Origin of the sequence: Colwellia sp. C1TZA3, assembly GCF_007954265.1 — a bacterium.
Classification (GTDB): domain Bacteria; phylum Pseudomonadota; class Gammaproteobacteria; order Enterobacterales; family Alteromonadaceae; genus Cognaticolwellia.
The window spans coordinates 43,444-63,002 of sequence record NZ_VOLS01000013.1; the positions used below are offsets into that span (position 1 = coordinate 43,444).

Sequence of the window (19,559 nt, forward strand, 5' to 3'; positions counted from 1 at the left end):
TCAGTGGCTGTTATCTACAGCTACATTTGCTTTACACTTAAAGGTTTTTTATCACTTTATGATTTCACATAAACTTTCTATTGCGCCCATGCTCGATTGGACAGATCGTCATTGTCGCTATTTTTACCGCGTCATGTCTAAGCAAACGGTGTTGTATACCGAAATGGTCACCACGGGTGCAATATTGCACGGAAAAGGTAATTACTTGGCATATAACGAGCAGGAGCATCCCTTGGTGTTACAGCTTGGTGGTAGTGATGTTAATGCCATGACCGAATGTGCAAAAATTGCTGAGCAGCAAGGTTACGATGAAATAAATATCAATGTTGGTTGTCCGTCAGACCGTGTGCAAAATGGCAAGTTTGGTGCTTGTTTAATGGCTGAGCCACAATTAGTTGCTGATTGTGTCGCTAGTATGCAAAACGCGACTAAGATCCCCACTACGGTAAAATCTCGTATTGGTATTGATGACCTCGACAGTTATGAATTTTTACAGCAGTTTTTAACGACTGTTAGTGCGGCAGGTTGTCAGCATTTTATTATTCACGCTCGCAAAGCTTGGCTCAGTGGTTTAAGTCCGAAACAAAATCGAGATATACCGCCACTAGACTATCAAAGGGTTTATCAACTTAAACAAGACTTTTCAAAGCTTGAAATTTCAATTAATGGTGGCATAACCACCTTTGCACAAGCCAATGAGCATATGCAGCATATTGATGGCGTAATGATTGGTCGAGAAGTTTATCAAAACCCTTATATGTTAACTGAGGCTGATAATGAAATTTGGCAGGCTAGCGCTGAGGTTAAGTCACGACAAGCGGTGCTTAATGAAATGGTTGACTATATTGACCGTCATGTTGCTAGTGGTGGCCGTGCCTGGCATGTGGCCAGGCATATGTTAGGTTTATGTAATGGTTTAGCCGGCGCTAGACAATTTCGTCGTTATTTAAGTGAAAATGCTAATGGTGAAAATGTTGGTGGTGAAGTACTGCAACAAGCCTTTGCTAAAGTATTGCAACTTAACCCTGACTTAACCCTGACTTAACCGTTATTTAAAGCTAATTTAAAGATAATTTAGCTTTAACCTTGGTTTGTTATCACTGAACTAGGTATTTTACATTCTGAAAATTTAGCACCACTCAGTGCTTTAAACGTCCCAATATTGTAAAGTCAGTGCTTGATTTTGGGACTTTTCTATTAGTTTCTAAATAGTGCTTTGCTTGGTTAATGTTTTGCATAAATATCACTATATATTAGTAAATTTAACCACGTCGCAGTGATATTAGCATCTACTTAGCATAGTTAATGCTTGTATAAAAATAAATTAGTTTTAAAAACAATGGCTAAATTTTTATTTAGACCATTTAAAAAGATCACTTAGTTAGTTTGATTGGTATTACTGACAGCTTAAAAGGTATTATACAATGCTAAGTTTGACTCTATTATTTACCCTATTTGTGTTGCTAAGTATTTTTTTTTGGCAACCTCATTGAGTGTCGCTCATTTAGAACAAGGTAAATAATGCTTGTTAGCTGTTAGCTGCTACCTTAGGATGTAAAGTTAACGAAAAATGACTTAATATTGTTTATGGTTCTTTAGTAACATCGCTCATCAATCTAACTGCATTTTATACATTTATTACGCTTTTAAAGCTCTCTTTAGCACTAAATACTGTACTTTCTTATTTAACTCAGCTAATTTTTCTTTATGCTCATCAGTAAGAACTTAGATTATGACGTATTTTCAGCAATTAATTTCTTGTATCGATTTGCACGCGATATTAGCTAGTAAAGATCTTGTGGTACTAGATGCGAGTATTCCACCTGTAGGTAACATGGCTGCGCCAGAATATAGTTGGCCTGAATATCGTCTGCCTAACGCTCGCCGTTTCGATTTAAATCAAGACTTTTCAGATCTCACTAGCGATTTACCCCACACCATGCCATCAGCTACTCATTTTGAGCAAGCGGCAAAAGCGTTAGGTATTAATCAGCAAAGCCAAATTGTGGTTTATGATGATTTAGGTTTATTTTCCGCCGCGCGGGTTTGGTATATGTTTAGAGCTATGGGCCATAAAAATATTGCCGTATTAAATGGTGGCTTACCTTATTGGTTAAAGTTAAATAAACCCATTGCTGATTTATCTGTTGATCTCCATGCTAAGCAGCAGCAAGTTATTGGTAATTTTATTGCTAAAGAACAAGTTGGCTATTTTTGTGACTGGCGTGAAGTTGCCACTCAAACTCATTCGCAAGCTGAACTTATTCTCGATGCTCGTGCTGAACGTCGCTTTAAGGGTTTAGATGCAGAGCCTCGTGTGGGTGTGCGTAGCGGTCATATGCCAAATTCAAAAAACTTAGCTTACAACCATTTGTTCAGCCAAGGGCTGTTTAAATCTCCTAATGAATTGGCAGAAATTTTTGCGCATATTAACGCCAATAAACAAGCTATGATTATGAGCTGTGGCTCAGGTGTTACCGCTTGCGTTTTGGCGCTGGCTGCAGACATTGTCGGCCATAAAGATGTGCGAGTATATGACGGTTCTTGGAGCGAATGGGGCTCGTTACCTAACACCACCGTTAAAACCTCCACGGATAACATTTAATAAAAAATAAGACTATTAGTACTGTCCCACCTATCTATGATTACGGCAGCGTTTATTTTGCCCTAATCATAGCGATAAATTCGCCTGCTAACCGCCTAGCTATAAATTTTATTACAGTTACAAAGCTGCCAAGTAAAACCTTAAATTAATTATTGGTCAATTTCACTAGTTTTAGTGTAGGTATTGACCATATTATAGTCTGACATATTATGTCTGACGATAGCTGCTTATTCCCTTATGTTTAAAATTATAACAATAACAATAATTTAAATATTTTTAATCAATTGGCACAGCACTTGTAATAGTAACGTCAGATAACAACATAAAGAGTTCACTATTAACTCTTTATGTTACTCACATAAGGATATTAATAATGAAACTATTACAGAGTAAACCTATATTATACCAGTTCCATTAAGTTTGTGATCTTGTTGTGCGCCGGAAAAATAATTCAAGGTAAGGCGCTCGATTGAGCAATAGCTGGCTATTGGGAGTGAGAGCAACACAGCCTTGAGCTATTTTAACTAGTACAAGTGAGCAATAACTTAATGGGATTGGTATTATGCACCATTTTATTATCTTGTACGTTGCTATTTACGATTAATGCTTATGCACAAGACGCTGCTTTAGAGAAAAGTTTAGCTGTAACCGTGCAGGCACAAAAACAGAAAATTCAGCGTGATCTTTCTGCAGAAATATCGCACTCAATCAAGGCTGAGCTAGATCGTTTTTCAATTCGCTACAGCACAGTGAAAACTCAAGCGTTAGCGGCGGTTTTAAAGCAAACAAAATTAGCACCAAAAAAACAACAAACTTCAGAGTATTAATAGGAGAAATACCATGGGTATATTTTCAAGATTTACCGACATTATTAACGCTAATATTAACGCTATGTTGGATAAAGCAGAAGAACCAGAGAAAATGCTCACGTTGATCATTGAGGAAATGACAGCAACCCTGGTTGAAGTGCGTTCGACAGCGGCTAAGCAAATTGCAGAAAAGAAAACAGTGATGCGCAATATTCGTGCAATGGAAAGTCGCGTTGCACATTGGCAGCAAAAAGCTGAACTGGCTTTAAATAAGGGTCGTGAAGACTTAGCCAAATCTGCGCTAGTTGAAAAGCAAAGTTGCACACAAAAGTTAACTGAGTTTCATGAAGAGTTAGGCCAATTTGATCAGTGTTTAAATGCGCTTCAGCTAGATAGTCAACGTTTGCAAGATAAGTTAACAAAGGCAAAGCGTAAACAGGAAGCCTTTGCAACACGTCAGCAATCTGCAGAAGTGCGCTTGAAAGTGCGCGAGAAAGCTGCCACTAATAATATCGACCAAGCGATCAGTAAATTTGAGCGTTATCAAGAAAAAATTGACCGTGTTGAAGCACAAATTGAAGCCTATGATATGACATCGTCAAAAGCTTTAGATAGCCAATTTCGTGCGCTAGAAAATGATGAAAACATTGAACAAGCGCTTGAAAAATTAAAGCAAAAAGTAGCTAACGGTTAACTGGCGGTAATTATTAATGTCGACTTTGATCTTAGATAATCGTTGGTGTTATGTTGATAACGCCTGTGGTTAGTTATTTTATCGGCGTATTATTAATATTTTTTCAATGTAATGTATAAAAGTGCCCAGTTTGGGTACGAGGAGTAAGTGATGAGCTTTAATCGTGAATATTCAGTTAATAAAACCTTAACTAAAGATGTAATACATAAAAAATTATCAGGTGTTTGTGGCGGTATTGCTAAGCATTACAATTTGCCTCGCCTAGCAGTTAGAGTTGGTGCCATTGTCGCTTTATTGATATTTCCTGTTGCCACAGGCGTTGCTTATCTAGTCGCGACGATGTTAATACCGACTAAAGCGTAAAGCATTAAGTTTGTTTAAATATGCTAAAGGGAGCAAGTTATGTCATTTTTTAAATCATTATTTCTAGCTATTTTTGCCACACTATTTTTAACTTATATTTTAGGTGTCAGCTTTATAGATTTATTTGATGTCGACATTTATATGGGAGAACAAGTAGTTGAACCTTTAAAGGCTATTAGTATCTCAGCATTAGTCGTGGTGCTACTGGTGTTAGTTGCCTTAGCAATAGTGATGAGTGTATTTGGTTCATTGATTTTTGTTGTTATGCTGCTGCTTGGGGGTTGTGCTATGTTGTTGGTTGGCGTGTTTTGGCCAATATTTTTAGTTGCTGGCGTTATATGGCTAGTGACACGAGATAAAGGCGCTGTTCAGTGTTAATTTTTTCCGCCGATATTAATCTTAATGAAGATAAAATGTCAGCATAAAAGTTACAAATAATAATATGTTCAAATTATCTAGTTGATTATTATGCTTATGTTCACGGCAAAACACTGACAGTAATAGCAATGACTTTCAGGGCGCTATATTGAATGTCTGATCAATATAGCTATGAGAAAAAGGTCGCTAAAATAGTTTAACTGATTGGTCTTAACTAAACGTTTGAATGGTTTGGCTGTGTTTTCAACACTTGTGACAACTGCTTAGGTGTAAATTTTATTATTTTTGCATTGGTGATTAAAGAGTCTGATGGCAATTTAGCTCTCTTGTGTGCCGTTTTTAAGATTGTGCAGAGTAACTCATCAATAGGACAAACATTATTGATTAATACCAATTTGGTATAATACCAAGTTGATTAATTACCTGCTCAGTGATCACCACTTCACCTAAAACCTAAAACCTAAAACTAAAAGCTTAAAGCTTAAAGCTTAAAAGTACGGAGATTATTATTGGTATTAATGAGGATATATAAATGACACAGCTCAATATGGATTTTTTCTTAAGTGGTTAATACGGGTGAGTAGAACACCATGGAGGTTATTTGAAATAATTAAGTTATCCATTTCGTTCAAGCTTAGTTACAATAGTGGCAACGAATCATAATATGAATAAAAAGGATGTATAGCAGCTTATGAGGAATGTACTTTTACCCATAATTTCACTGGTGATATTCGTCAGTAGTATTTTTGCCAATGTAAGCCTGGCTAGTGAAAACTCCAAGCTTTTAGTTGAAAATGGCTATGCGAGGGAAAGTATCCCTGGTACGTCTATTTCTTCTGCCTATATGACGATAAAAAATTTATCAGCAAAAAATATTCGACTCATCGCAGCAGCAAGTGCAGTAAGCGAACGGATTGAAATCCATCAACATACCATGTCTGATGGTTTAATGCGTATGCGTCAACGTGACTATGTAGAAATTTCAGCTCAAAACAGTACGGTATTTCAACCTTCAGGTTTTCATTTAATGATCTTTGACTTAAAACAGCCATTAAAGGCGAAAGAAAATATTATAATAACCCTGTATTTTGACGATCAATCTAGCATCAATGTAAATTATACTGTTCAAGGCCTTAAACAGAAAAAGCATGAGCACCATTAGGAGTAGTTATGAAAGTTAATATCTCAATAAAAGCGGTTATTTCAGGAATTTTAGCGCTATTTTTTGTGCTGTACTTACTTGGCGTCTATTGGAGCTTTGAGCCAGAAAAATTCGATATTCGTGCCGAAGTGACGAAAGCAGCAACAGCAGAAAATGTTACTCCTGTTGTGGGTTATACCACCACAACAGCATTAATTCGCGTCACCGAAACCTTATTGCATAAGCCAGGTGGTTATTTATCAAATGATGCCATTCCGCCGTCAGTGTTTTTAGATAATATCCCAGCATGGGAGTTTGGCGCACTTGAAATGATAAGAGATATGTCATTAGTGATGCGCCAAGAATTTAGCCGTTCGCAATCTCAGTCAGTTGAAAATGAAAATTTAAAGGTGGCGCAGCCTCAACTCAATATTGACAACACCAGTTGGGTTATTCCCAGCGCCGAAGGTGAATACCAAAAAGCCATTAATGAGTTATATGCTTACAGAACAGCCTTGACCCAGGTTAATAATCAATCAGCCCAGTTTTATGCGCGTTCTGATAATTTACGCGCTTGGATACAAGAAGCAACGAAACGCTTGGGGAGTTATTCGCAACGCTTAAGTGCCAGTGTTGGTCGTGAACAAATTAATGTTGATCTTGCTGGCGAGAGTGTTGCACAACAATCAACATCAAGCTCAGCAAGCATGCAATTGAAAACAAGTTGGTTAACCATAGATGATGAATTTTACGAAGCTCGTGGCGCTTGTTGGGCCTTGTTGCATTTCTTAAAAGCTATCGAAATAGACTTTAATGATGTTCTAGAACAGAAAAATGCTAAAGTTAGTGTACAACAAATTATTCGCGAACTAGAAGCAAGTCAAGAGCTAATCTGGAGCCCGATGATTTTAAATGGTGATGGTTTTGGTGTGCTGGCAAATCATTCGTTAGTCATGGCCAATTATATATCACGAGCAAATGCAGCACTGATTGATTTAGACGACTTATTGAGTCAAGGGTAATAAAACATGAAGAAAATAGCACTAGCAACAGCACTTGCATTGACTTTATCCACTAATGTTAAAGCGGATGCTTTAGGTATTTATTTGGGTGGTCAAGTCTGGGACAACCAAGCTTCTGGAACTTTTGGCGATGGCAGTTCACAAATTGATTTTAATTTAGCTGATGAAAAACAAAACAGCTTTTTTATCGCTTTTGAGCACCCTTTGCCGTTAATTCCAAATATACGTATAGCCTCTACTTCGTTGGAGACCATAGGTAACACAACACTAACGACCAACTTTGAATTTGAAGGCGAAACTTTCAGCGATAATACTAATGTTAATGCTGATTTTAAGGTCAGTTATATTGATTACACACTTTATTATGAGTTATTTGATAATGACCTATTATCATTTGATTTTGGTTTGACCGCCCGTGATTTTGACGGTGACGTAACCGTTTTTGCACAAATTAATACCGGTTCTGAAATGGTTAGACAATCAAGTAGTGTTGCAGTAACTGATGTTGTACCTATGTTATATGTAAGAACCAATGTTGGCTTACCATTAACCGGTTTTAACTTATATGCACAAGGTAACTTTTTATCAATCGACAATCACACACTTTATGACTATGAAGTAGGCGTAAGTTATGAACTTATTGATAACCTAGCGGTTGATGTAAATATTAATGCCGGTTATCGTGCGGTTAAGTTAGAGTTAGACGACTTGAACGACCTGTATACCAACATCGAATTTGACGGTGTGTTCGTCGGTACAACTATTCATTTTTAACCTTTTAAGTTATACCAGTTCCATTAAATTTGTCATCTTGTTGTGCGCAGGAAAAATGACTCAAGGTAAGGCGCTCGATTGAGCAATAGCTGGCTATTGGGATTGAGAGCAACACAGCCTTGAGCTATTTTAACTAGTACAAGTGAGCAATAACTTAATGGGATTGGTATTAGTGGGTAAATCGCCACTATTTCACATCCATGTGATCGTGGCATACCATTCATTCTGAATATAAAAAAGCCATCAACATTATGTTGATGGCTTTTGCTTTTATAAATCTTCCATTAAAGCTTAGGTTATTTAATTACGCTTTTTTACGACGGGTAAATAACATAGGGGTAAGTAGTAACATTAACCAACCGAATGAACCACTTTCTTTCTTATTAACAATCGATACTGAAGCAACCATTGAATCTGAGTTGCCGTTGCCATCATTTACTGTCAACTGAAAAGAGATGGTTTCATCTTTCGACACTTTGGGTGCTGTAAAGCTAATTGACTCAGCACTTGCGTTGAAAGCTACCGGAGTACCCGCCATCTGTACCCAAGCATAAGTAAGTGCATCACCATTAGGATCTGATGAGTTAGCAGCACTTAGTTGTACACTTTCTGTCTCAACAACAGCCGTACTACCTGTAATCACTGCAGTAGGAGCGCCTTCAACTTGAAACATAACCGCTGAGCTATTTACCGCTACAGTATTCACGTCATTAGTCGTGCTAGAAAGCACTATTGCATCAACAGGACCACCTAAAAACTCATCAGCCACTTCAGCTGAGAATTTAACTACTGTTGGAGAACTATCTACTGACGTTAATTCATAACATATGACTAAGCCAGAATATATATCTGAAATATCACCAACAGAACCAGCTTCACCACCATTATATGGTGATGTTGCATAGACATCTGTACGACCTAATGTACCCGTAGCATTTTCAAGGCCAACAGTAACACCTAAAGCAGCGCCGTCAACATGGGTAACATTATCGTAAGCAAACATAATATTACCCGTAACGTTATCAAATAGTACTTCAAAATCGATATTATCAGCAACATCAGCTTGACCGTTGTGGAAGAAATAATGTCTCATATCATCAAATTCAATGATGCTATAACGACCAGTGTCGACAGTACTGACACCCGAGGTATCGCTTCGAACAATTTCCATATCACGCCAAAATGGTGCGATTAAGTTGTTTGCCTCTGCTGCATTAGGTAATAACTGGTTAACCCAAGGGCTTGAACCTGCTGAACCACCTAAGTAAATAAAACCATCATCAGTAACAGAAACTGAGCTATATGATTTGCCTAGGAAGTTAGCGGCTAAAGGATATGTAGCCGTAACCGTGTCACCATTTAGCTCACCAGGTAAGATACCAAAAGCAGCTAAATCGAGGTAACCGCTGCCTTGACCAAGATCTGGTAATGCACAACTAGCATCATCAGCATTGGTCGTTTTAGTATAGAAAGGCTCAATACCAAATAATGATTCTTGAACAACAGTCCAGGTAATTTCATTACCAGAAATCGTTGCATCACTCGTCACCGAGGTTTTATCAAGCGTCATCTCTGCAGGCAGAGTTGCTTTAATAGTATAAGTACGGTCGTTTGGTGTTACTTTTGCAAGAACACTGACTTCATAATCTATTTTAGTATTACGCTCAACATATGTATCTGCATCGCTTGAAATAGACACATCATCCATGCCACGCATAAGATCAACAGATACTAATCCCAAGTTACCAGCATCTTCAAAGTTAGTACCTAAGTCCAAAGCACCGTAGTACATATCACCTTGTGTAGCACCATCAAGTGACCATTTAACACGTAAGTCAAATTCAGTTAAGGCAGGAATAGCCATATCAGCCTCAACAGCTAAGTTATCACCTACTTCACCGTCGACGATAGCAGTTGCTAAGGTATATGCATCTTTAGCATCTTCTTCAGAAGCAGACCAGTTTTGCACCGCAACCCAATAACTGCCGGCTTCAGGCATAATTAGGTCAACTTTTTCAAGCGCTGTGCCAGTAGCACTAATACCCACTTCTTCGTCTTCTTGTGGGATACCATCGCCATTAGTATCTAAACCTACGCGTAAATCTAAATCCGGAGATTCAGATGCTAAGATTTCTGCAACAAAACGCTTGGCATCAGCAGGAACAGTATGCAGAGTAACATTAATACCATCCGATAAATCATCGTAAGCATCACCATTGTCACTATCGACAGCTAATGTTGCCTCAGTTTTATCTGCTTTAGTTAACCCGTATGAACGACTGGTAAATTCAGTAATTTCAACCGCCATAACATCTTCAATTAAGAAGCTGTCTTGATTACGATTTGCATCAAAAGATAGCTTGTCCGGGATGTTACCATTTGAAGCTTGAACACTAACAGGGATTCTAGCGGTTGGATGAACGTTAGAAGTCATCACAACATGACCAAAGGCCCAAGCGTCACTTTCTGCTCTTACTGCATCAACATCAATGGTTATAATTTGGCTCTCACCTGCAGCCAACTCAAATGTTGCTGGTGTAGCTGTAATAACTAAACCATCAGAAATAGCGGTACCTGCAACTGTCCACGAACCTGCAGCCGTAGCTGTTACTGTACGAGTCCAATCACACAAACCGACACAGTTAGCATTTGAAACGGAAGGAATATTTAATGTTTTAGGATCACCACCTGTTTCAGGATTTGCAGCCGTATAGTTCGCTGCGCTTTCATTCATTACAAGACCTGTTAGGTGTGCTAAATTCACCCGAATACTACCCGCACCCATATCAAAGAAATCAGCAGCTGTCGTGCCATCTTCTTTGCGAACATCAGTAATTGCAGTCAACATTAATGCCGAGCGAATATTATCAGGTGTCCAAGTTGGATGAGCTGATTTTAATACCGCACCCGCGCCAGCAACATGAGGGGCTGACATTGAAGTCCCTTGTAAAAATGAAAAGTCTGTTGGTGCTGGTGTTGTTTCGTCATGACCAAATTGTTGATCTGAATAAGCGGCATAAATTGAAACACCTGGTGCTGTTACAGAAGGTGTCATAACATCAGGGACTGTATTATTACCACCACGTGAAGAGAAGTCAGCCATATCATCCGCTTGGCCAATTTTCAACTCACCTACTGCAGCGGTAATAGTTGCAGTATGTCCTTCACCGTTTGCTAACCAAGTTCGAAGCACATTGCCGTTTTCTGCGTTGATATGAATACCAGGCACAACGTAAACGTCATTAGCTACAGTATTTGAGCCACCATCTACATTACCAAGTACAAAACCACCTGCACCACCATCAGCAGCATTTATTGCTTTTTGTACTCGAGCAATTGCGCCTCGATCACAAACAACTATTTCACCTGAGAATGTATCTGTAGGAAAAGGCTGTAAACATTGTGCAGGGTCACCATCAGGATCGTTACTGTTAGCGTAATCACCAGCCCAAACAATATTTGCTGTAATACCTTGTGAAGCGCTCTGACCTTCAATAGCCGTTAATTCAGTAGCACCACCAGTAAATGCACCAATTTCTTTTTCAAAGGCAACTTCACGGCCGTGCGTGGAAGCACCAACAACGGTATACCAAGGAGCATTTTTCGAAGTAGTAAATGCTTCTGGACCACTATTACCGGCAGAAACAGAAGAGAAAATACCGGCTTCTTGAGCGGCTAAAAATCCTAGCTCAGTTGAGCTTACCCAAGGATCGCCACCACCACTAATTGAGTAGTTAATAACATCAACGCCGTCAACTAATGCATCATCAAGCGCCGCAATAATTGCTGCACCTGGACAACCAGAATAGGTATCACCAGTGTCGCCGCCATGACATATTTGATAAGCAACAATGTTTGCATGTGGCGCTACACCAGAGATTTGCGCAAATTCAAATCCTGTCGTGTTTATACCGTCACCTTCAAGTTCACCTGTTTCAGGATCAACTAAAGGTACATCATATAAAATATTACCACCCGCAGTACTTGCCGTATGAGAACCGTGCCCACCATAATCTTCACCATTTTTTGCTGGTGGGTTACTGCCAAAGACATCAGCATCGTCATAGCTATCGGTAATAGCCGCATATGAGCGTATACCAATTAATTTGTCGTTACACAAAGTAGCAAAATCACCAGCACAGTCACCCGCGTAAACACCCGCCCCCCAAGGGTTAGTATGATCGTAGCCGTCATCACCAACGTCGGCAAATGATCTGTGATCAGTATTTGCACCGGTATCAAGCACACCGATAATGACGCCTTCACCCATGTTAACAGCACTTTGGCCTTGGCCATCCCAAACTAAAGGTGCACCAACATGAATTGGGCCGGTATCAGTTTCTAAATGCTCAGTTTTTTCACGTTCAACGTATGCGACATCAGCAAATGCTGATAAAGCTTGAGCTTCTTTTTGTGTTAAACGCACAGCCATACCGTTAAAGGCATTTTTATATTGATAGGTAACGTTTAAGTTATTACCTAACTTTCCTGATGCTTTTGTGAGGAAAGCCTGGTGTTTAGCTTCTAAATAATTACTGTAGGCAATTATTTCAGGTGCTTGAAAATCAAGGCGTAACTCTTTTCTAATTTGTTTAGAACTTTTTTTACTATTAGCTAAAGATTTAAAAAGAGATTTTTTGGCAATTTGAGGATTAGTCGCTGTTAAACCGGCAACAGAACCGTCGTATGTTGCAACGGGTTGGTCTTCAAGGCGAACAATATAAGTATAAGTGCCACCAGCTAAGTCTTTTTCAGCACGAAATTTTTTAACTTGGGTTTTATTGTATGTGCCACCTTTATTAATTGAAATTGGTGCGACTGATTTTAATGAGTCGGCCAAATATTGTGTTTGAACTGTGCTGGCAGATGCCTGCATAGTAGCCATTGATAATAGCGCTGTAGAAACAGCAATTGTTACTTTGTTATTCACAAAGAACCTCCCTAAATGCACAAATAGTTGTGCCGGTTATTATTTTATATTAAGTAAATCCATTTAATATCAAAACTTACTTGTTTCATAAGACGAGAAACGCACAGGTGCGATGACTAAACATAACAATATGTAAAGTTACTGTAAAGATATTGTAAATTAATATCCATTACGACCTTTATTAAAGAGTATATTAATTGTAGAAAGTGAAAGGTAGTGTCTACAAAATTCACATTTAGTTCTTATTACATCTAAAATTAACTCTTGATTCGTGACGAAAATTAATCGGCCGATTATTTAGTATCTTTTTTTTTAGTACTATTTAACAGTAATTTTAGCCATTTAATCAAAATTTAATTAATTCATATATTTTGGCTGGAAAAACAGTGGATGATGTGATCGTTAGGGGGTAATTAGGGAGTTTAAGCCTGATAGCCTAAGCATATATCTTAGGCTATCAGGCGCTGAACTTAGCTTAGTGAGTTGTGCCGTCAATAAATTGTGCTAGTTGAGGGCGCTCAAAACTGTAAGTGGTCAGACAATAATCACAGGTCATCGACACGCTACCTTGCTCGGCAATAATACTTTCAAGCTCATTAGGTTCAATTTGAGAAATAGTATTTAAACACTTTTCTTCCGAGCAACTACATTGATAGCTAACAGCTTGCGGTTCAAAGAGTCTCACCTCTTCTTGATGATATAACCGGTAAAGCAAGTCTTCGCTAGCTAATGAGAATATCTCTTCAGATTTAATGGTATTAGTTAACTGGCACAAGTGCTCAAAGTCTGTTTGTTGCTGCTCTTTATCACCACCATCAGGTAGTAATTGAATTAAGGTTCCTGCTATTTGTGAGCTTTGTTCATCACTAAATAACCAAATTTTAGTGGGTATTTGTTCTGAAACATCAAAGTAGTGCTCCAAGCATTCGGCCAAGGTATCGTGCTCAAGCGCCACAACACCTTGGTAAGGTTCACCATTGCTTGGTCGAATAGTGATGATCATATTGCCTTTACCGATAAGGTCTTTCAGCGCTGTTGCATCAGTTTCGCTCACCATACGGGCAATACCACGCATTTCTTGGCGATTGTTACCATTTACCGCTAAATAACCTATTGGGCCATCACCTTGCAGTTGTACGGCAATTTCACCTTCAAACTTTAATGTTGCCGTTAATAAGCAAGTGGCGGCAACTAATTCACCTAACAACTGCTTTACGCCCGGTGGGTAATCGTGTGCGGCAACAATGTCTTGGAAGGTTTGGCTTAAGTTAACCAATTCGCCTCGAGCATGTAGGTTGTCAAATAAATAGCGGTTTAAGATATCTTTTTGCATGGTCACTGTTTATATCCTTTCTTTTAAATGCCGAATTTGTCGACGTTGTTTCTTATCAGGTTTAGTGTTACTGGCTGGGCTGAGCAAAATACCCTGCTGGCGAGCTAAGTTGTTTTTCTCTCGAGTTTCAATACTTGCCGGGGTTTCTTGATAAAGTGTTTGAGCAAAGCTTGCATCTCGGCGTTTATCTGCCAAGGCCATAATCAAAACATGTTTTTCTTCAAACCCTTGACGAATGGTAACGCGATCACCTAAAACCATGGCTTTGCCTGACTTACTACGTTGGCCATTATAAAATACTTTACCGCCATCGATCATTTGTTTTGCAATCGCACGCGTTTTATAAAAGCGCGCTGCCCACAACCACTTGTCTAAGCGGGTTGACTGTGTATTGTTAGTCTCAATAACGTTAGGTTTAGTCATCGTTTTGTTTATATCCCATACAGGCATTATAAATTGGCGAAAGTTAACATAACCACCATTCTAACGCTAGTTGGAATGCATTTGGTTACATTTTGTATGCGACTACCACTTTCATTAGATTATTACCCACTGCTGTTGGTTAAAACAGCCAATGGCAGTGGTGATCTCAATCATAACAGCTAGCTATTGCTCAATCGAGCCTCTTGCCCTATGTGTTTTATCTGCACACAACCAGCTCAAAAACTTAATGAAAGTGGTATAATTATAGCTAAAAAATAATATGACGTCTTGTTGCCAGACGTTTGGTCAAGTATCATCAAAGTGACTTGAAATTTCCAGATAATAAAAAACTATAAAAAATGACATTATCGAATAACCTATCAAACGCGTTTGAGCAGCTTGCTAAGCTGCCGCAACAAAAAATCATCCAAGTAACTATCTTAGTGTTACTTAGTTATATTGCCTTTCTATTTGCGCAAATAACGTGGCTAGGGTTAGCAGAGACAAATCATAATGCGAATTTAAAACTCAATGGATTATCATCTGTTTCAGCGGCGCCAAAAGAACAAGTTCAAGTAAAAGCTATTCAAGCGCTCAATCTTTTTGGTGCATTTTCTCAGCAACCAACAGCACGCGTAGAAGAGGTGGTTGAAGACGCACCCGAGACACGGCTGAAACTCACTTTAACAGGTGTGGTTGCCAGTAGTGACAAAGCATCTGCTGCCGCAGTAATAGAAAGTGCCGGCAAGCAGGCAACCTATAGTATTGGTGAAAATATTAAAGGCACTCGAGCCGCGTTAGAAGATGTTTTTAACGACCGTGTGTTGTTAAAAGTATCGGGTCGGCTAGAAACCTTAATGTTTGAGGGCTTACTATTTGATAAAAACATTAAGGTCATTAAACCACGTTACAACCAGCAAGCCGCGAGCCTGCCAGTAAGTAATACAGGCCAAATTTTTTCACCCACCAATATTGTTGATCAACGAGATAATAAAGCGCTAAACCAAGTGACTAAATCGCTGCAAAAAGAATTGGCTAACGACCCGGGTAAAATTACTGACTATTTAAGAATCTCCCCTAAACGAGAAAATGGTAAAATTACCGGCTATCAACTAATGCCAGCAAAAGATCCAACTTTTTTTCAAAGTGCGGGTCTTAAATCCGGTGATGTTGCGATACAAATGAATGGTTTTGATTTAACCGCGCCACGAGAGGCGGCTCAAGCGCTACAATCTTTAAAAGAACAACGCGAAGTTTCGCTGTTACTTAACCGTGATGGTGACATAACAGAAATACTCTTCAGTATAGACAATTAGAATAAAAGGAATAATAAATGCGCAAATTTTTAAGCGCACCTTGGTATAAGCGAAGCCTTACCGGGGTTGTTACTGCAGTTTTACTCAATAGTGTTTTGCTTTCTGCTAATATCAATGCTGCAGAATATTCGCCCAATTTCAAAGGGACAGAAATTGGGGAATTTATTAATATTGTTGGTAAAAACCTAAGAAAAACCATGATCGTCGATCCGAACGTACGTGGCAAAGTTAATGTCCGTAGTTATGATTTATTAACGGAAGAGCAATATTATCAATTTTTCTTAAATGTGCTTGAAGTCTATGGTTTTTCTGCTGTTGCAATGGAAAATAATATTGTCAAAATTATTCGAAATAAAGATGCAAAAACCTCTTCTATACCCGTAGTGGGTAATGAAAACCCCGGTGCAGGTGACGAAATGGTTACCCGCGTTGTTGAAGTTAAAAATGTCACGGTGCGCGAACTTACGCCATTGCTACGCCAATTATCAGATCAAGCGGGTGGCGGTAACGTGGTTAACTATGATCCTGCCAACGTTATTATGCTAACCGGCACGGCAGCTGTGGTTAATCGCTTAGTACAAATTATTGAACGGGTTGATAAAGCGGGTGACCAAGATGTGCAGATCATTAGCCTTAAATATGCATCCGCTGGTGAAATGGTCCGTATTATCGAGGCAATGAACAAATCTGGCCAAGGTAAAGGCGCCGGAACACCGACCTTTTTAATCCCTAAAATAGTGGCTGATGAACGCACCAATAGCGTTATTGTTAGTGGTGAAGTAAAAGCGCGTGAGCGCGTCGCAAGATTAATTTCGCGTTTAGATAGTGAATTAGAATCGAACGGCAATACCCGGGTTTATCATTTAAAGTACGCAAAGTCGGAAGACATGGTGAAAGTACTTCAAGGGGTCAGTGAATCGATTGAAGCCGACTCCTCAGCAACAAGTTCAACAGCACGAAAAAGTAAAACACGCAATGTTAGTATTGATGCCCATGAAGACACCAACACCTTAGTTATTACCGCCCAACCAGACATGTTACGCTCATTAGAAGCGGTTATTCGCCAGTTAGATATTCGCCGTGCTCAAGTCCTTATTGAAGCGATCATTGTCGAAGTATTTGAAGGTGACGGCGTCAATTTAGGCGTGCAATGGTATAGCGAACAAGGTGGCGTTACCCAGTTTTCTAACGGTGTTGCACCAATTAGTTCTGTGGCTGCGGCGGCAGAAGCTGCTCGTTCAACGCCTGGCACAAAAGGTTCAACAGTCACCTCCGAGAATGGTGCGGTTACGGTTAACCCTGATCAAGCCGATACTAAAGGCGATTACAGTTTACTGGCCCAAGTACTAGGCTCCGTTAGCGGCACTATGTTCGGTATTGTAAAAGATGACTGGGGCGCGATAGTACAAGCGGTAAGTTCAGACACTAATTCAAATTTATTGTCTACGCCGAGTATCACCACGCTTGATAATGAAGAGGCTTATTTTATTGTTGGTCAAGAAGTGCCTATTATTACTGGCGCGCAAACTGGCAGTAACAATAGTAACCCGTTTCAAACGGTAGAGCGTCAAGAGATAGGTATTAAGTTAAAAGTAACACCGCAAATTAATGAAGGTAGCGGTGTGCAGTTAACCATTGAACAAGAAGTGTCTTCGGTGAGTGGTGCGACGGGGGTTGATATTTCAATCAATAAACGTGAAATTAAAACCACCGTGATGGCTGATGATGGCGCAACCGTTATTTTAGGTGGCTTGATTGATGAAGACGTGCAAGAAAGTGTGCAAAAAGTACCTTTACTAGGTGATATTCCATTTATTGGTCACTTGTTTAAATCTACCAGCAACACCACACGTAAGCGTAATTTGATGGTTTTTTTACGACCAACGATTGTTCGTGATGGTAAATTGATGAATGACCTAAGTAGAGAAAAATACAACTATATTCGCGCGCTAGAAATTCAAAAGAAAGCAGCGGGTCTTGAATTAATGTCGGATGAGAAGTTACCTATTTTGCCAAAATGGAATGATCAATTGGCATTACCACCGTCGTTTAACGAGTACATGAAAAAGCGTGATGAAGAAAAGTCATCTGCTGAAAACAAATAGTGATGAGTGACATTACCCCAAAAACACAAGTTCTTGTTAACGCCAATGAACAAAGTGCTAGCAGTGAAAACACGTTAACGCCTGACGAGTCGTCAACAATTGCGGTTAGCGACATTTTGAAAGATGAAAATGTCCGCTTTCGCTTACCCTTTGGCTTTGCTAAGCGCCACAGTGTGCTGGTGGCAAATGACCAGGGTATATTACGCTTAGTTTGCACTGACTTGCTTAGTGCTAATATTTTGTTGGAAGTACGTCGTGTACTCAAAGCGCCTTTTACCCTCGACGTAAAAAGTGCCCAAGAGTTTGAACAATTGTTAACCATTGCTTATCAGCGTGACTCTTCAGAAGCGCAACAAATGATGGAAGATATTGGTAACGAGGTCGACTTATATTCCCTGGCCGACGAAATGACCGAAACCGAAGACTTATTAGAAAACGAAGATGATGCACCGATTATTAAACTGATCAATGCCATGCTCAGCGAAGCCATCAAAGAAAACGCTTCTGATATTCATATTGAAACCTTTGAACAAGCGTTACAAATTCGCTTTCGTGTTGATGGCGTATTACGTGAAGTGTTAAAACCTAATCGTAAGTTAGCCTCATTACTTGTCTCACGTATCAAGGTTATGGCCAAGCTCGATATTGCAGAAAAACGCATTCCTCAAGACGGTCGTATTTCGTTAAGAATAGCGGGTCGAGCCGTTGATGTGCGCGTCTCCACCATGCCAACAGGCCATGGAGAACGTGTGGTTTTGCGCTTACTAGATAAAAACTCAACACGTTTAGACCTACAAGACTTAGGCATGAGTGACGGTAATCGAGCGCGTTTTTCTGAATTAATTGAAAAACCTCACGGCATTATACTGGTCACTGGGCCGACCGGCTCAGGTAAAAGTACCACTTTGTATGCCGGCTTAAGCCAAATTGATAGTAAAGAACGTAATATTCTCACGGTTGAAGATCCCATCGAATACGCTATTGAAGGTATCGGGCAAACACAAGTGAATACCAAGGTTGATATGACTTTTGCCCGAGGTTTACGCGCTATATTACGCCAAGATCCGGATGTAGTTATGGTTGGTGAAATTCGAGATTTAGAAACGGCCCAAATTGGTGTGCAAGCGAGTTTAACTGGGCATCTAGTATTATCTACTTTGCATACCAACACAGCGGCAGGCGCGATAACACGCATGGAAGATATGGGTGTTGAACCTTTCTTACTTTCATCAAGTTTATTAGGTGTTTTAGCGCAGCGATTAGTCAGAACCTTATGTCCGCATTGCCGCGAATGTAGCCCCCCATCAGCCGAAGAGCGCAAGTTATTGCAACTGAGTGACAATGATACTGCACCAATATACCGATCTGTTGGCTGTGAAGATTGTAATTTTAAAGGTTATCGGGGCCGAACCGGTATTCATGAACTGATTGTTGTTGATGAAAAAGTCCGTGCATTAATTCATAACGGCAAAGGTGAACAAGCGATTGAGAAATTTATTCGGAAATCGACACCAAGTATCCGCCGTGACGGTTTTGATAAAGTCATGCTTGGCGAAACTACAATTGAAGAAGTATTGCGTGTTACGCGCGAAGACTAACAATTGATGCACTAAGTACAGAACTTGGTACTGGCAGTTGGCTCACTAAGTATAGAATTTGGTACTGA

15 protein-coding genes are annotated in these 19,559 nt (G+C 39.5%); 12 read left to right on the plus strand and 3 right to left on the minus strand.

Annotated elements, in window-relative coordinates; genetic code table 11:
• Window positions 1-58: 58 nt before the first annotated feature.
• The 9 genes from dusA (at window position 59) to ESZ39_RS06035 (ending at window position 7,786) form a co-directional block, all read left to right on the plus strand.
• On the plus strand, window positions 59-1,045 hold the full coding sequence (gene dusA, locus ESZ39_RS05995; RefSeq protein ID WP_146878985.1) for a tRNA dihydrouridine(20/20a) synthase DusA: 987 nt from the start codon (window positions 59-61) through the stop codon (window positions 1,043-1,045).
• A gap of 687 nt (window positions 1,046-1,732) precedes the next feature.
• Window positions 1,733-2,605, plus strand: coding sequence for a sulfurtransferase (locus ESZ39_RS06000; protein WP_146878987.1), 873 nt, complete (start codon window positions 1,733-1,735; stop codon window positions 2,603-2,605).
• Window positions 2,606-3,153: 548 nt separating this feature from the next.
• Window positions 3,154-3,432, plus strand: a complete 279-nt coding sequence (locus tag ESZ39_RS06005) for a hypothetical protein (protein ID WP_146878989.1) — start codon at window positions 3,154-3,156, stop codon at window positions 3,430-3,432.
• A gap of 13 nt (window positions 3,433-3,445) precedes the next feature.
• Window positions 3,446-4,108 (plus strand): phage shock protein PspA, encoded by a 663-nt coding sequence (pspA, locus tag ESZ39_RS06010; RefSeq protein WP_146878991.1) that lies wholly within the window; start codon window positions 3,446-3,448, stop codon window positions 4,106-4,108.
• A gap of 150 nt (window positions 4,109-4,258) precedes the next feature.
• A complete protein-coding gene (locus ESZ39_RS06015) occupies window positions 4,259-4,471 on the plus strand; it encodes a PspC domain-containing protein (RefSeq protein ID WP_146878993.1) in 213 nt (70 codons plus the stop codon).
• Between the two features lie 39 nt (window positions 4,472-4,510).
• A complete protein-coding gene (locus ESZ39_RS06020) occupies window positions 4,511-4,849 on the plus strand; it encodes a hypothetical protein (RefSeq protein ID WP_146878995.1) in 339 nt (112 codons plus the stop codon).
• Window positions 4,850-5,540: 691 nt separating this feature from the next.
• Window positions 5,541-6,011 carry a copper chaperone PCu(A)C gene (locus ESZ39_RS06025; protein ID WP_146878996.1) on the plus strand — a complete coding sequence of 157 codons (471 nt, stop codon included), beginning with the start codon at window positions 5,541-5,543 and terminating at the stop codon, window positions 6,009-6,011.
• An 8-nt stretch (window positions 6,012-6,019) separates the two neighbouring features.
• Window positions 6,020-7,012, plus strand: coding sequence for a DUF2333 family protein (locus tag ESZ39_RS06030; protein WP_146878998.1), 993 nt, complete (start codon window positions 6,020-6,022; stop codon window positions 7,010-7,012).
• 6 nt (window positions 7,013-7,018) lie between these two features.
• Window positions 7,019-7,786 (plus strand): TIGR04219 family outer membrane beta-barrel protein, encoded by a 768-nt coding sequence (locus ESZ39_RS06035; protein ID WP_146879000.1) that lies wholly within the window; start codon window positions 7,019-7,021, stop codon window positions 7,784-7,786.
• A gap of 304 nt (window positions 7,787-8,090) precedes the next feature.
• Here the strand turns inward: ESZ39_RS06035 and ESZ39_RS06040 are convergent, their stop codons facing one another.
• The 3 genes from ESZ39_RS06040 to ESZ39_RS06050 form a co-directional block, all read right to left on the minus strand.
• Complete coding sequence (locus ESZ39_RS06040; RefSeq protein WP_146879003.1) at window positions 8,091-12,716, minus strand: S8 family peptidase; 4,626 nt, start codon at window positions 12,714-12,716, stop codon at window positions 8,091-8,093.
• Between the two features lie 475 nt (window positions 12,717-13,191).
• Entirely contained in the window at window positions 13,192-14,049 is an 858-nt protein-coding gene (hslO, locus tag ESZ39_RS06045; RefSeq protein WP_146879005.1) for an Hsp33 family molecular chaperone HslO, read from the minus strand.
• A gap of 9 nt (window positions 14,050-14,058) precedes the next feature.
• Window positions 14,059-14,472 carry a S4 domain-containing protein gene (locus ESZ39_RS06050; protein ID WP_146879007.1) on the minus strand — a complete coding sequence of 138 codons (414 nt, stop codon included), beginning with the start codon at window positions 14,470-14,472 and terminating at the stop codon, window positions 14,059-14,061.
• 359 nt (window positions 14,473-14,831) lie between these two features.
• On the opposite strand from ESZ39_RS06050, the gene gspC reads away from it, so the two are divergent.
• From gspC to gspE, 3 genes are read left to right on the plus strand one after another with little or no spacing between them, the layout of a single operon-like run.
• The gene (gene gspC, locus ESZ39_RS06055) at window positions 14,832-15,788 is read left to right on the plus strand and encodes a type II secretion system protein GspC (protein WP_146879009.1); all 957 of its coding nucleotides are present in this window, start codon (window positions 14,832-14,834) and stop codon (window positions 15,786-15,788) included.
• A gap of 17 nt (window positions 15,789-15,805) precedes the next feature.
• Window positions 15,806-17,893, plus strand: a complete 2,088-nt coding sequence (gspD, locus tag ESZ39_RS06060) for a type II secretion system secretin GspD (protein ID WP_146879011.1) — start codon at window positions 15,806-15,808, stop codon at window positions 17,891-17,893.
• A 2-nt stretch (window positions 17,894-17,895) separates the two neighbouring features.
• On the plus strand, window positions 17,896-19,491 hold the full coding sequence (gene gspE / locus ESZ39_RS06065) for a type II secretion system ATPase GspE (RefSeq protein ID WP_146879013.1): 1,596 nt from the start codon (window positions 17,896-17,898) through the stop codon (window positions 19,489-19,491).
• Window positions 19,492-19,559: the final 68 nt, after the last annotated feature.